Consider the following 14,827-nt stretch of genomic DNA (forward strand, 5'->3'; position numbering starts at 1 on the left):
CACCTTCCTGGTCTAGTGCCGCCTTGTCGTATCTTTCGGCTTTTTAACACCGGTTTCGGACGCCTCGTCGACTACTTTGAGGCGACGAGTTCGCATCCCAGCCTGGCCCTGCTCCACGGCCTCGCCGATCTCGTCCGCTGCCGCGGTCGACGATTTGCCACGCGGCCGTTTGGGCTCTGTTCCTGTCGAACCCGGCCCAGCGATATGCGGTGCGTCTTCCGGCACACCCTCATGCGCGGCGTGCTCCTTGTCGAACTTGATCACCGGCTCCATCTTGGCCAGCACATCGTCCGACAGCCAGCACAGGCTCATATGGCCGTCGCCGAGATGCTTCACCGGCGGCACCTTGGTCTCGCACAGATTGTCCGGCACCAGTTTCTTGTAGCCGCAGCGCGTCTGGAACGGACAGCCCGATGGCGGGTTCATCGCCGACGGGATGTCGCCTTCCAGCACGATGTGCTTCTTGACCACACTGGTATCGGCGATCGGGATCGCCGACAGCAGCGCCTCGGTATAGGGGTGGTAGGGCGGCGCGAAGATCTGGTCGGTCGTGCCTTGCTCGACGATATAGCCGAGATACATGACGACGACGCGGTCGGCGATGTAGCGCACGACGGACAGGTCGTGGCTGATGAACAGCATCGTCGTCTTGTTCTTGCGCTGGATGTCCATCAGCAGCTCGGTCACCGCCGCCTGCACCGAGACGTCGAGCGCCGAGACCGGCTCATCGGCCACCACCACCTTGGCGTCGCCGGCAAAGGCGCGCGCCACGCCGATGCGCTGCTTCTGGCCGCCTGACAGCTGACGCGGCTTGCGGGTCTCGAAGGCGCGCGGCAGCTTCACCAGGTCGAGCAGTTCCAGCATGCGCTTGCGCCGCTCGGCGACGTTGTTGCCGACATTGAATTTTTCCAGCGTGCGGATGATCTGCGAGCCGACGGAGTGGCTGGGATTGAGCGTATCGAACGGGTTCTGGAACACCATCTGGATCGACGACACAGTATCGACGCTACGCTTCTCGATGCTGGTTGACTGGATCTCCTTGTTGCCGAGCGTCACCGTGCCGGAACTTGCCGTTTCCAGGCCGAGCAGCACCTTGGCCAGCGTCGACTTTCCGCAGCCGGACTCGCCGACAATGGCGACAGTCTCGGATTCGCGCGCCACGAACGAGATCGTCTCATTGGCCTTGACGACGCGGCCTTCGCTGGAGCCGAACACTTCGCTGCCGCCGACCTTGTAGTATTTCCTGAGGTCCTCGATCTTGAGCACCGGGGCACCGGGAACGACCTTCTCATTGACCTTCTTGGCGCCGGGCGGCAGTGCTTCCCAGTCGATCTCGTTGAAGCGCACGCAGCGCGAGAAATGGCCTTCATGGCCGGCGACTTCGATCATAGGGATTTCGGCGGCGTTGCAGACGCCCTCGACGAAATGGTGGCAGCGCGGACCGAAGTTGCAGCCCTTCGGCCGCTCATGCGGCAGCGGCAATTGCCCGGGAATGGAGATCAGCGGCCGCGAATTCTTGTCGGCGCCCGGCAGCGGGATCGAGCGGAACAGCCCTTGCGTATAGGGATGACGCATCCGGTCGAACACGTCCTTGATCTTGCCGGTCTCCACCGCTTCGCCCGAATACATCACAGTGATGCGGTCGCAGGTTTCCAGGATCAGGCCGAGATTGTGCGACACGAAGATCATCGACGTGCCGAACTTTTCGCCCAGTCCCTTGACCAGGTCGACAATGCCGGCCTCCACCGTCACATCGAGCGCCGTCGTCGGCTCGTCGAGAAGAAGCAGCGCCGGCTTCGACAACAGCGCCATGGCGATGACGATGCGCTGCTGCTGGCCGCCGGAGAGCTGGTGCGGATAGGAGCGCATCATGCGCTCGGGATCGGGCAGCTTCACCGCCCGCACCATGTCCAGCGCGCGGGTATAGGCCTCTTCCTTCGACACCTTGTCGTGGATTAGCGGCACTTCCATCAATTGCTGGCCGACCTTCATCGCCGGATTGAGGCTGGCCATCGGCTCCTGGTAGATCATGGCGATCTTGTTGCCGCGGATGGCGCGCAACTCCTCGTCGGAGAGCTCGCCCATGTCCTTGCCCTGGAACTTGATCTTGCCGCCGACGATCTTACCGATGTTGGAGAGGTCGCGCATGATACCGAGCGACACCGTCGACTTGCCGCAGCCGGATTCGCCGACGATGCCCATCGCTTCGCCGGGCATCACCGTGCAGGAGAAATCCATGACGGCAGGGATCTCGCCCTTGCGGGTGAAGAAGGAGATCGACAGGTTCTCGATCTCGATGATCGGTTCTCCGGGATTTCGAACTGCCTCATTCATGGGTCGCTCCAATCCTATTTTCATGCGTCGGGCCGAACCCGCAGATCAGTCTTTCATCGATTGTTCGCGCAGCGAGTCGGCGAGCAGGTTCAGCCCCAGCACGAACGACATCAGCGCGATCGTCGGCGGCAACGCCGGGTGGATGAAGGAGCGCAGCAGGCGGCTGGCGTCCTTGATCGCGGTGCCCCAGTCTGGGCTCTCCGGCGCCAGGCCAAGGCCGAAGTACCCCAGCGTGCCGAGCAGGATCGTGGTGTAGCCGATGCGCAGGCAGGCATCGACGATCAGCGGTCCGCGCGCATTGGGCAGGATTTCCCACAGCATGATGTACCAGGGCGATTCACCGCGCGTCTGCGCTGCCGCCACATAGTCGCGCGTCTTGATGTCCATCACCAGGCCGCGCACGATGCGGAACACGCCGGGGCTGGAGGCGAACACTACCGCCACGAAGATGTTGAGCTGGTTGGGATCGATGTGGATGACCTTGAACGGATCGGCATCGAACACCAGACCGGCATAGACCCAGCCGCCGATGACCAGGGTCAGTCCCATGAGAATGTAAAGTCGATCCGGCCGGTTCTTGTAGCGGGTCCAGAACAGCACGGAAAAGAAGATGATCGGGAACAGGAAGAACAGCCCGGCCATGGCGTAGGGGATGGGCGTGTCCATGATGCCCGGCGTCACCAGCAGGTAGAACAGGAGGATCACCGGGAAAGCCAGCACCAGATTGGCCAGGAACGACAGCACGGTGTCGATCCTGCCGCCGTAATAGCCGGCGGGCAGGCCGAGCGTGATGCCGACCATCAGCGCGAACCCGGTCGCCGCCGGTGCGATGATCAGCACGATCTGGCTGCCATAGACCATGCGCGAGAAGACATCGCGGGCGAGCTTGTCGCCGCCGAAATAGTAGATGAGCTTGGATACCGGCTCGATCCCGCCCGGCAGCGCGTCCTTCATGATCGGCACCTGGGAAAGCGGATCGAAGGGCGCGACGGTCGCCGCGAAGATCGCGGTGAACAGCCAGAACAGGCAGATGCCGACACCGACAATGCCGACGCCGCTGTCGAACAGCTGGCCGTAAAGGCCGAGCCTTTTCTTGTAGGTGAAGCTCGCCCCCATCACCAAGGCCAGCCCCAGCCAGACCGGCCAGAAGCGCGCAATCACGCCGAGCACGATGTTGAAGGCGCCGATATATTCGACCTGCATCTGCCCAGACCCCTATTGAACTCTGATACGCGGATTGAGGAACGCGTAGCCGACATCCGAGATGAGCTGCGTGATCAGCACGATGAACACCGAGACCAGCGAGCAGCCGAGCAAAAGGTCGATGTCATTGTTGCCGGCAGCCTCGACGAGCGTGTAGCCAAAGCCCTGATAGCGGAACATCACCTCGACGATGACGACGCCGGTGAGCAGCCAGGGGAATTGCAGCATGATGACGGTGAAGGGCGCAATCAGCGCATTGCGCAGCGCGTGCTTGACCACCACGCTGCCGAAGGAGAGGCCTTTCAGGCGAGCGGTGCGGATATATTGCTGCGTCATCACCTCGACCATCGAGGCGCGCGTCATGCGGGCGATATAGCCGATGCCGTAGATCGCCAGCGTCATCACCGGCAGGGTGAAATTGTAGAAGGTGATGCCTTGGCTGGCCGAGGCGGCCGACCCGTTCAGCCAGCCGAGCCAGGAGGCGAAGATGACGGTGAAGATGACGCCCGACACATATTCGGGCGTCGCCGTCGAGGCGATCGAGGCGACGGACAGCGTCCGGTCGGTTCGCGATCCCTCGCGCATGCCGGCCAAAATGCCGATCAAAAGCGAAATCGGCACCATCACCGCCAGCACGCAGAGCATCAGTATGCCGGTGGCGCCGAGGGCCGGGAAAAGCTTTGACGCAACATTGGTCTTGAACTTGGTCGAGCAGCCGAAATCGCCCTCCAGGACGCCGGAGAATTTCGGCTCCAGCGGGTCATTGCAGAAGGAAAAACGCTGCGCCGGCTTGCCGGTCGCCGGATCGGTCACCGGCTGCTTGGGCAGGATGCCCAGCCACTGGCCGTAGCGCGCGAAGAAGTTCTGCCGGTAGCCGTGCTCGACAAGCCAGCTTTCGAGCTGCTCGGCCGAAGTGTGCATTTCAGTCTGGCTGATCGCCAGCTTCTTCAAATTCGGCTCGAGATTGATCAGGAAGAAGACGATCATCGTCAGGCACAGCATCGTCAATGCCATGGTGCCCAGGCGCCTGATTACGAAAGAAAGCATGGCGGTCCCCTGCCGGTCTGGTTGGGGTTGGAGCCAGCTTGGAAAACCAGCTTTGCCGTTGCCGGCAGAGTTGGCCCTCAAACCGGCCCTCGAATTCGATCAACCCTGTTTTATTGCATGGTCCTTGCTGAAGAGTCCGCAACTTTTTGCTGCGCCGGCTTCAGGTCCTGGACCCATGCGAGGAGTGATGGGAGGAGGCGAACCGCCCCCTCCCGATCGGTCCGATCAGGCCTCGTCGAGCCAAATCTTGCCGTAGTCGCGCTCGTAGGTCGGGTGCATCTTGTAGTTCTGCACCGCCTTGACCGAGTGACTGTAGAGCTTGCGCCAGTAGGGCTGGATGATGATGCCGGAATCCTGCAGGATCTGCTCGATATCCTTCATCATTTCCTTGCGCTTGGTGGCGTCAGCGACCGAAAGCGCGGCGTTGAGCTTGGCATCCCAATCCGGATTGGAATAGGCGCACTCGTTCCATGCTTCGCCGGTACGGTAGGCGATGGCCAGCACCTGGACGCCGAGGGGCCGCATGTTCCAGTTGGTCATGGACAGCGGATACTTGGTCCAGTCGTTCCAGAACGTCGAGCCCGGCAGCACCGTGCGCTTCACCTTGATGCCGGCGTCGCGAAGCTGGGCGGCGATGGCGTCACCCGTGTTCTTGTGCCAGTCCTCGTCGACGGTGATCAGCTCATGCTCGAAATCGGCCTGGCCGGCTTCGGCCATCAAAGCCTTCGCCTTGGCCGGATCGCGGGCGATCTTCGGCAGTTCGAAATATTCCGGATGGATCGTGCAGACATGGTGGTTCTCGGCGACGGTGCCGGCATTGCCGTAACCGAGCTGGAGGACCACTGCGTTGTCGACGCCGAGCTGCAGGGCCTGACGAACCTTCTGGTTGTCGTATGGCTTGTTGCTGACGTTGGTGCGGCACACGATGGTTGCCGCGGTCACGACTTCCGATTTTACCAGGTCAAGGCCGTCGAGGATCGACACATAGTCCGCCGAAGTCTCGAAATTGGTGTGAACTTCGCCAGCCTCGAAGGCGCTGACCATGGCCGCCGGATCGGTGCCGTAGTCGATGAATTCGATGCCGTCGAGGAACACCTCGCCGTCCCACCACTTGTTGTCTTCACGGCGCTTGTAGACCACCTTCTGGCCGACATCGTAGGACACCAGCTCGAATGGGCCGGTGCCGATCGGGCAGGCTTTGAAGTCGCCACCCTTTTCGTCGAAGCTCTTGTGAACGATCAGGCCGGGATAGTCGCACATGTTGGGGATCAGCGCGATGTCGGGCTTGGTGAGCTTCAGCTTGACGGTCATGTCGTCGACCTTCGTCACTGCGCTTTCGTCAAGCTTGTCGTCCTTGACCAGCGTGCCGAGACGGCCGGGCATGGAATTGCCTTCGGCCTTCTTGTCGGCCCAACGACGAATGTTGAAGATCACGTCATCGGCGGTAAAGGCATCGCCGTTGTTCCAGGTCACGCCCTTGCGCACATGCAGCGTGTATTCGGTGGCATCGTCGTTGACGTCCCAGCTCTCCAGCAGATAGGGGCGGAACGTGTATTCGGTGGTGTACTTGACCAGCGGCTCGAGCGCCTGGCGTTCGGCATTGGCGATTTCCGACCAGTCGGACTTGCGCGGATCCTTGGGATCCTTGATCCATTGGGCGACCTTCAGGATGCCGCCTTTCTTGCCCTGCACTTCTTCTGCCTTGGCGGGCGTCGGGTCTACCAGGCCGAGCATGCCATAGGCCATCGCCGTGGACGCGCCGAAGACGCTGGCCAGAGCGAGGAACTCGCGGCGATCGACCCTACCTGCCTTGGCTTCTTCGGCCATGGCCAGGATGTGGTCGGGAACGCGATCACCATTACTCTTGTAAATTGTCATGACTTAACTCCCATTGTTGGCTTTCCGCCTTTTAACATTCCGCATCCGGGCCGTGATGTCAAAGACGGCATGGATTGGGAACATGTTAGCGAATGTGCAACTTTGAAAGGGGAGCGGTTCGCGCGATAACGACAGTCTTGACGCAAATTTGCTACTGCCCAACGGATTCCTCAGGAATCTCGTTTCGTCGATTAAACTGAGACAGTTACTCGAGCTTCGCCAATGCCAGCGGTGGGCCAAAGTCCGGCCGAAGGATCAATATTCCTTCTCGTAGAAGATGCCGCCCTTGGCTTCGCCGCCATCGTTGGCCTCGCCGCGCAGCTTGACGCCGCGCCCGACATTGAGGTCGATTGTCGCCTTGCCCGATCCGGGCTTGTCGCCCTTCTGGATCGTCACATAGGTACGGTCGTTGAGGTATTTGCCCGCCGAGACGGCGGTGCCGCCCTGATCGTCGGTGGTTACGTCCAGATCGTCGACACCGATTGCACTGCGCAGATTTTCGAGCAGCGAGGTCGAACCGCCGACGCCAGCCAGTTGTCCGGCCGCCTCGGCGAGCTGGGCGATCTGCAGCGGCGACAGGTTCGACATCGAGCGGCCGAAAATCAATTGCGCCAGCACCTCATCCTCGGGCAGTACCGGCACCGAGGAGAAGGTGAATTTCGGATTGGTCGCCTCGCCCGACACCACGATGGTGACGGTGGCGCTGGTCGTCGTCGATGTCGCGGTCAGATTGAGGTAGGGCACCAGCGAGCCGGAAAAGCCGACCGTGCCCTCGGTGAAGGTCAGCCGCTTGCCGAGGATCGACAGCCGCCCGCGCTGCAGAGTGAAGGTGCCGACGGCTTGCGGCGACGCCGCAGGGCCGGTCAACCTCAGCGACCCGCCGAGCTCGGCGTCGACGCCCCTGCCCTGGATGAAGATCTGGTTCGGCGCGTTGACGGTGACGTCGAGGACAAGCCCGCTGCCGCCCCCGCCACTGGCAGTGGCCGGGCGCAAGGCCTTGTCTTGCGCCCGCACGCTGGCGGGCGCGTTCTTGTGCTTGACACCGAGTGCCGTCAGCGAGCCCGGCAGTTTCTCCGGAACCGTGATGACGGTCTTGGCGAGGTTGACGGTGCCCGAAATCACCGGCGCCGAGGTGAGCGGCCCCTTGATGGTGAGATCGCCGCCGAGATTGGCGGTGACCACCCTGCCGTCGGTGTAGCGGCCGTCGACCAGCTTGATCGACAGATCTGCCGGGAAACCTTGCGCCGGATTGATGCCGACCGTGCCACTGGCCGACAGGCTGCCGCGCGTCGACAGCGTGCCGGTCAGACGATTGATCCGGGCGACGCCATTGCCGATCGAAACGTCGGCGGCGATGTCATTGACGGCAAGGCCCGAGCGCGCGTCGACCAGGCGGGCGCCGGACGTACTGACCGTGCCGCCGATTACGGGCGACGTCGCCGGGCCGCGCACCTGGACATTGACGTTGGCCGTGCCGCTCAGCGACAGGCCTTGCGCGGCAAGCTTGGCGGCAAGGAAGGAAAACGGCACCTTGCCGTTGAAGTCGAGCACCAGCGCCGGCGTGCCCACTGTGGTGACAGTGCCACCGCCCTTGAGGCCGAGCCCGGCGCCATCGCTGATGTCGGCGTTGAAGGTGAGTTTCTTGCCGGCGAAGGTGCCCGACGAAGAGATGTTCATGCCGCCAAGGCCGGCACTGCGCGTCTGCGACGTCTGCACCCCGCCGGCGTTGATGTCGAAGGCAACGGCCGGATTGGCCGGCGCGCCCGTCACCTTCACGGTCCCTGAGATCGACCCGGCGGCATCGAGGCCCGGCGAAAAACTGTTGGCCAGCGATGCTGGCACCTTGGCCAGTGCTGCATTGATGTCGAGTGCCTGCCCGACCTTGCCGGTCACCGTCGCCGTGCCGCCGCCGAGATTGAGCACCAGCCTGTCCAATGTCGTCGTGCCATTGGCGATGCTGACGGTCGAGGCCTGCGCGATGGCGGCCTTGATACCCTGCACCGTGGCCTGCCCCGAAGCGAGTTCGATGGTTGTGATGCCGCCAGCGACCTTCACCCGGCCCGCGGCTTTCGCCGGGATACCCTTGACGGTAGCGCCGCCGGAAAAGCCGGTCCAGTCGCCGTCGCGCTTGAGGTCGACATCGATACCACTGATAGCGGTGCCTCCCGAGATGACGCTGTCGGCGCGGATTTTGCCGGAAATGACCGGCGTGGCGAGATAGTTGGCGACCAGCGCATCGATCGACACCGTCTTTGCCTGCAGGTCGCCGCGCGTGATCGACGCCGTCGACGCCTTGACGGCGACGTTGGCGCCGTCGCCGCTCTTGGAGAAGGCGATGGTGCCGTGCACGTCGCCTTCGGCCTTTTCCAGCGCCAGCGCTGCCAGCGGCCCGATGTCGGGCAGGTCGAGCGCGATGGTGCCGACCGGCACGAAAGCCTCGTCGAGCGCTAGGTCGCCGGAAATCCTGTTCTTGCCGAGCGACAGCAGCAAGCCATTGATGGCGCTCTTGCCGTCGGCTGTCGCCAGCACCGCGCTGCCTTGCAGCGCTTGTCCGGCGACATTGCCGGTCAGTTGCACATTGGCCGCCGGATTGGCGGCATCGGCCTTGCCGGTGGCGGTCAACTTCAGCCCGGTGATTTCACGCTCCGCAACCAGCAGCCGGCCGCTGTTGACCGTCAGCGACAGGTCCGGCGCCATGACAGGCCCTTGCGCGTTGAGCGCAAAGCCAACCGCGCCCTTGGCATCCTTCGACAGCAGCGAGATGTCCGATAGAGCACCCTTGATGTCGGCGCCGAGCTTGTTGTCGGCGAGGCTGGCCTGGCCGTCGGCGGTCAGCGCGCCCGATACCAGCTTGATCGGACTGGCGCTGACATTGCCTTGCGTATCGCGCTTGAGTGTAGCGCTGAACTGCGTCCGCTCGGCCAGCACGCCGCGCGCCGCTGCCGGCAATGCCGCCGACAGGGCGTCAGCCTTGAGGTTGAGGTCGATGGCGCCGTCGGCCAGCGAGACGCGGCCATTGAAGGCGCTTTCCAGCGCTGCGCCCTGCACCGAACCGCTGTCGATGGTGATGGCATCCGCCGCCAGGCTGCCGGCAACCTTGGCGGTGATCTTGCCGGCAATCAGCGGTGCGATGGTTGGATTGTCCAGACCGATCTTTTCCGCCGTCACCGTGCCCGAGATCGGACCGGTTCGGCTTTTCACATCGAACGCATCGGAATGCAGCGCCAGCGCGATGCCTTCAACCTTGGTGAAATTCGTCGCCACCGACGGCAACACCGCCGAGATGTCGAGCTTTGCTTGCGCAGCCTGCCCCGCCGCCTTCACCGACAGCGCCTGCAGTTCGAGCTTGATTGGGCTCTCAGTGCTGCCAAGCGTCAGCGGCAGGCTCGGACCGGACGAAGTCAGGTCGAGCGCAAAATCGCTGGCGCCGTTCGGGTTGATGGTCCCGGCCGCCTTGCCGGAGATTTTCTCGCCAGACAGCGTTGCCTGATCCAGTACGACGCCACCTGCCGTGGAATAACTGCCGGCCGCATCGAGATCGAGCGGCCCGAGCCCGGCCTGGCGGGTCTGGTTGGTCTCGGCACCAGCCAGCCTTGCATTGAAGCGGATATCCGGATTGGCCGACGCTCCGGTGATTTTCGCCGTGCCGTCCAGCGTGCCCGCAGCATCGAGGCCTGGCGAAAAATCATTGGCAAGTGTAGCCGGCAGTGCCGAGAAGGTCGCCGCCAGATCGAGCGTCTGGCCTGCCGTGCCGGAGAGCGTCACCGAGCCACCGCCGAGATCGACCACCAGCCTTTGAATGCTGGTGACGCCGTCGGCAATCGTCAGGCTGGACGGCTCAGCGATCGCCGCCTTGATGCCGCGCACCGTTGCTTCGCCGGACGCGATCTCGACGCTTGTCGTGCCGCCGGCGATCTTCGCCCGCCCCGCCGCTGTCGCCGGGATGCCAGCGATGGTCGCGCCACCGGTAAAATTGGTCCAGTCGCCGTCGCGCTTCAGCTCGACGCCGATGGCGCTGACGAAGGTCGTTCCCGACGTCACGCTGTCGGCCTTGATCGTACCGGAGATCGCCGGGCTGTCGAGATAGTTGGCGATCAGCGCGCTGACGGTGATCGCCTTGGCCGCCACATCACCGCGCGCAACCGACACGCTGGCCGCATTGATGGTGACGGTGGGCGCCCCGCCGTCCTTGGCGAAGACCACGGTGCCGCCGATGTCGCCGGCCGCATTCTGCCCGGCCAGCGACGCCAGCGGCGCGATGTCGGGCGCGGCGATGGTCAGCGTGCCCAGCGGAAGGAAATGATCGTCCAGCGCGAGGTCGCCCGACACCTTGTTGTCGCCCAGCGCCACGCTGAGCCCGTTGATGGAGCGCTTGCCTTCGCTGGTCACCAGCGCCGCCTTGATGGCGAGCGGCTGCTCGTCGACCGAGCCGGTCAGCGAGACTTGCGCCGCCGGGCTTGCGATATCCGCCTTGCCCGAGGCGGTCAGCTTGATGTCTTTGACTGTACGCCCCGACGCCGTCAGGCTGGCGCTGTCAGCAGAAACCGAAAAATCCGGCGCGTTGCGCGCGCCGCTTGCCGTCAGCGCGAAATCGACGCCGCCAGCGACCGGCACGCCAACCAGTGGCGACAACACCGAGACGTCGCCGAGCTTGCCCTTGATGTCGGCCTGGATGTCGCTGCCTTGCGCGCTGGCGGTACCGCTGGCGCTGAGCGAGCCGGAGGTGAGTTCGATCGAATTGGCGGCGAAAGACCCCTGCGGATCGCGGGTGGCGGTCGCCGAGAACTTGACCCGTTCGCCGAGCAGTGAGCTGATCTGCGGCGGCAGCGCCGTCGATACCGCATCGGCATTCATCTTGAGCGTCATGGCGAGATCGGCCAGCGAAACCTTGGCCGTCAGCCCGGCATTGAGGGCGTCGCTGCGCAGCGTGCCCTCATCGAGCGAGATTTCCTCCTTGCTGATCGTGCCGGCCAGAGAGGCCGTCAGCTTGCCGGTGATCAGCGGCGCCAGCGTCGCCACGTCGGTCTTCAGCCCGGCCGCCGTCAGCGACACGCTGACCGGGCCGCTGCGGTTCTCGATGTCGAAGCCATCGGAATGGATCTGCGCATCCAGATTGTTCACCTGGGAGCCGCCCGCCACCACCGAGACGAGTGAAGCGCCGGCGTCGATCATCGGCGCCTTGCCGTCGCCCAACGCGCGCGCCGTGACATTGTTTATGGCCACCATGATCGGTTGCGCCGGGGTGCCGACATTGACCGTGACAGGCTCGCCCTTGGAAGCGAGTTCGACCGAAAGGTCGCTGGCGCCCTTCGGGTCGACCATGCCTGAGGCGGTGCCGTGGACAGCGCCGCTCTCGATCGTGGCGCGCTCGATGTCGACGCCGCCGGCCGTGGTCGCGGTGCCGGCGAGGTCGAAACTGGTCTTGCCGGCAAACAGCGATCTGAACTGTTCCGGCAGAAAACCTTCGAACGAACCGTCGCCCTTGGCCTCGATCCGGTTGCCCTTGTCGGTGAGTTGATGACGGCCGGTAAGCTGGGTGACGATCTGGCCGTCGACCATGAAAGTGCCGACGCCGCTCCAGTTGGCCAGCGGCCCGGTGCCGGAGACAACGATGTTGACTGGCGGCGCGCCCGGCAGCTTGAGCAGATTGGCAATGATGCCGCCGGCCGGTTCGGATGCCTTGAGATCGAGGTCGAGCTTGTTGTCGGCGGGCGCGAAGTGGATGTTGGCGTCGACATTACCCTGCTTGCCGTCATGGCGGGTGACATTGAGTACCGTCTCAACCGCAAGCGGCGATGCATCGACTTTGGCCGATCCCTTGGCCGCGAGTTCGGCAATGCCGCTGCCGGCAAGTTGCTGGCCAAGCGCGATCTCGGGCAGATCGATCGCTCTGATATCGAGCGAAACCGGCAGGCCGGTCGACCCGTTCTTGGCAGGCTCGGTGCTGGCCACCGGCAGCCGCGCCAGTTCGATGCGCTCGGCAGCGATACGGTCGGCGCTGAAGTTCTTCGACAGCAGCGCCAGCGGGGACCAGTCGACGGCCACCTTGCGCGCCACCAGCCATGCGCCCTCGCGGTCTTCCAGCACGACGTGGTCCACCGTCAGCGCGCCCGACCAGACGCCGTCAATGCCGCTGACGGTGACCTTGCTGTCCCCTGATGAGGCAATGTTCGAGATGATGCCGGCAAGGTTTTCGCGGCCACGCTCGGTCTTGGTCAGCACGACAAGCGCGCCGACGGCCGCCGCCAGCACGATCAGCAGCGTGTAGGAAAAGAGGCGAAGGATGCGTCTCAAAATCTTCATCGTCAGAACGCCTGTCCGATGCCGGCATAGATGCCGAAACGCGGGTCACCACGGTCGCGGTTGAGCGGCAGGGCGGCGTCGATGCGCAGCGGCCCGAACGGCGTAATGTAGCGCAGGCCGACGCCGGCGCCGACCTTGACGTCGGAAAAGTCGGGCGTCGATTTGGTCGAGACGGTGCCGGCATCGACGAACGGCACGATGCCGATCGTGTCGGTGAGCGCGATGCGCATCTCGACCGATGTCTCGAAGAAGGACAGTCCGCCGATCGGTTGATTGTCGATGTCCCTCGGACCGATGCCCTGATAGGAATAGCCGCGCACCGAACCGCCGCCGCCGGAATAGAAGCGCCGGTCGGCCGGAACGTGTTCGAGACTGGTGCCGACAATCGAACCCAGCGCAACACGTTCGGCGAGCACGAATTTCGAAGCCGTATCGAGCGACTGATAGGCCGACCCCTCGCCCTTCAGCTTGAGGAAGGCAGCGCCGCTCATAATGTCGTAGCTCGGCTCGGCGTAGGCCAGCACCCTGAAGCCGCTGGTCGGGTTGAGGCGGTTGTCCCTGTTATCATAGACATATTGCAACGGGATGCTTGCAATCAGGTATTTGTGCTTGCCGAAGGTGTCGGTGACCCTGGAATAGTCGAGCGCGATTTCGGCCGAAACCGTCTGCTTCTTGTCGATGTCATAGGACAGGCCGGTGCTGCCCTTGATCGAAAAATGGTCATAGGCGTCGGGATGTTCGAGCACGGTCTTGACGCTGGCGATGAATTTCGAGGCCGGCCCGACCACGCCCGGCTTCTCGAACATGATGCCGGCATTGTAGTTGAGTTCGCTGAGATCATTGCTGCCGATGCCGCTGATCTTGCCGTCGATGCGCAGCTTTTCGGCCCGGCCGAAAAGGTTGCGATGGCCCCAATAGCCTTCGAGACCGAGCCCTTCAGTGTTGGAGACGGTGCCGCCGACGCCGAAATAGCGCGGCTTGCGCTCACTTACCTGGACGCCGATCGGGATGTTGCCGTCGGCGTCTAGCTTCTCGGCTTCCTTCAGCGTGACGCTGTTGAACACTTCGAGCCCGAGCAAACGGTCGCGGGCATCGTCGATCTCGTCAGGCGAATATTGCCGGCCGCGTTTCAGGCCGGTCATGTATTCGGTGAACTCGCGATCGACCTTCTCGGTGCCCTCGACGGTGGTGTCGCCATAGCCGGCTACCGGTCCGGCTGCCACCGTCAGCGTCACGTCGAGCGTCGAGGTGTTATGCTCGGCAACGATCTGCCGATCGGTGATCCGGGCCAGCGGCCGGCCCTCCTGCTTCAGGGCCCGCACGATCAGCGCCTCGGCCTTGAGCACGGCGCCCGAACCGGCATCGCCGCCGGCGATCAAGCCGAAATCGGCGCTCGCCAGCCCGGCGGCATCGCCTTCCAGCCGGATGTTGCCGAGCGTGAATTTAGGCCCGCTGGCGATGCTGATCACGACCGGAATCGGCTGCGGACCCGTAAATTCGGCATCCGGCGGCAAATCGTCGAGCGCCTTGCCCTGGATGGTGATGGTCACGACACCTTCATAGCGGGCATCTGAATACAGGGCGGCGACCAGCTGCTCGCGGTCGCTGCGCGCCTTGGCCAGCAAGCCGAGTGAGCCGGATACCGGACGCTCCTCGTCGGCTTTCAGTGTCGAGGCGTTTTCGAGCTTCTTGACCAGGTCCTGGTCGGCATCTAGCGCCTCGATGCTGACGGAATAGCGCAGCGGGTCCACGATATCGGCGTCCTCGTTATCAGACGAGCCCCACAATTTGATGCCGAAGATCTCGAAGGCCGCCGCCGACCCTGATTCGGCGGCGAGCACGGTCGAGCATGCCAACGCGAAAAGCAGCGCGCGCGAAAGCGCACGCCGTGGCGTGCGTCCCTTCGACATCTGCGCTTCATACGCCGGCATTAAGACAACCTAGGTTACAAAACTAAAATTGGAATGAAGTTCTGAAGTGCTCGTAAAGGGGCCACAATCCAATTGTCTGAAATAGGCAGGGCTTGGAATTCACACCTTTTGCGTTTTCGCAAGAAAGCGTG

The 14,827-nt window shown here is 63.4% G+C and carries 6 protein-coding genes; all 6 read right to left on the bottom strand.

Translation table 11 applies throughout. The features are described from left to right. Window positions 1–12: 12 nt before the first annotated feature. Window positions 13–2,334, bottom strand: coding sequence for a dipeptide ABC transporter ATP-binding protein (locus AC1DXM_RS02490; protein WP_477231593.1), 2,322 nt, complete (start codon window positions 2,332–2,334; stop codon window positions 13–15). Between the two features lie 45 nt (window positions 2,335–2,379). Next, a complete protein-coding gene (locus AC1DXM_RS02495; protein WP_477231594.1) occupies window positions 2,380–3,537 on the bottom strand; it encodes an ABC transporter permease in 1,158 nt (385 codons plus the stop codon). Between the two features lie 12 nt (window positions 3,538–3,549). Further along, window positions 3,550–4,584 carry an ABC transporter permease gene (locus tag AC1DXM_RS02500; protein ID WP_477231595.1) on the bottom strand — a complete coding sequence of 345 codons (1,035 nt, stop codon included), beginning with the start codon at window positions 4,582–4,584 and terminating at the stop codon, window positions 3,550–3,552. Window positions 4,585–4,809: 225 nt separating this feature from the next. Beyond that, window positions 4,810–6,462, bottom strand: a complete 1,653-nt coding sequence (locus AC1DXM_RS02505) for an ABC transporter substrate-binding protein (protein WP_477231596.1) — start codon at window positions 6,460–6,462, stop codon at window positions 4,810–4,812. 255 nt (window positions 6,463–6,717) lie between these two features. After that, window positions 6,718–12,765, bottom strand: a complete 6,048-nt coding sequence (locus tag AC1DXM_RS02510; RefSeq protein ID WP_477231597.1) for a translocation/assembly module TamB domain-containing protein — start codon at window positions 12,763–12,765, stop codon at window positions 6,718–6,720. Between the two features lie 2 nt (window positions 12,766–12,767). Further along, the gene (locus AC1DXM_RS02515) at window positions 12,768–14,696 is read right to left on the bottom strand and encodes an autotransporter assembly complex protein TamA (RefSeq protein WP_477231598.1); all 1,929 of its coding nucleotides are present in this window, start codon (window positions 14,694–14,696) and stop codon (window positions 12,768–12,770) included. Window positions 14,697–14,827: the final 131 nt, after the last annotated feature.

The organism is Mesorhizobium sp. P3_A2 (assembly GCF_056403115.1).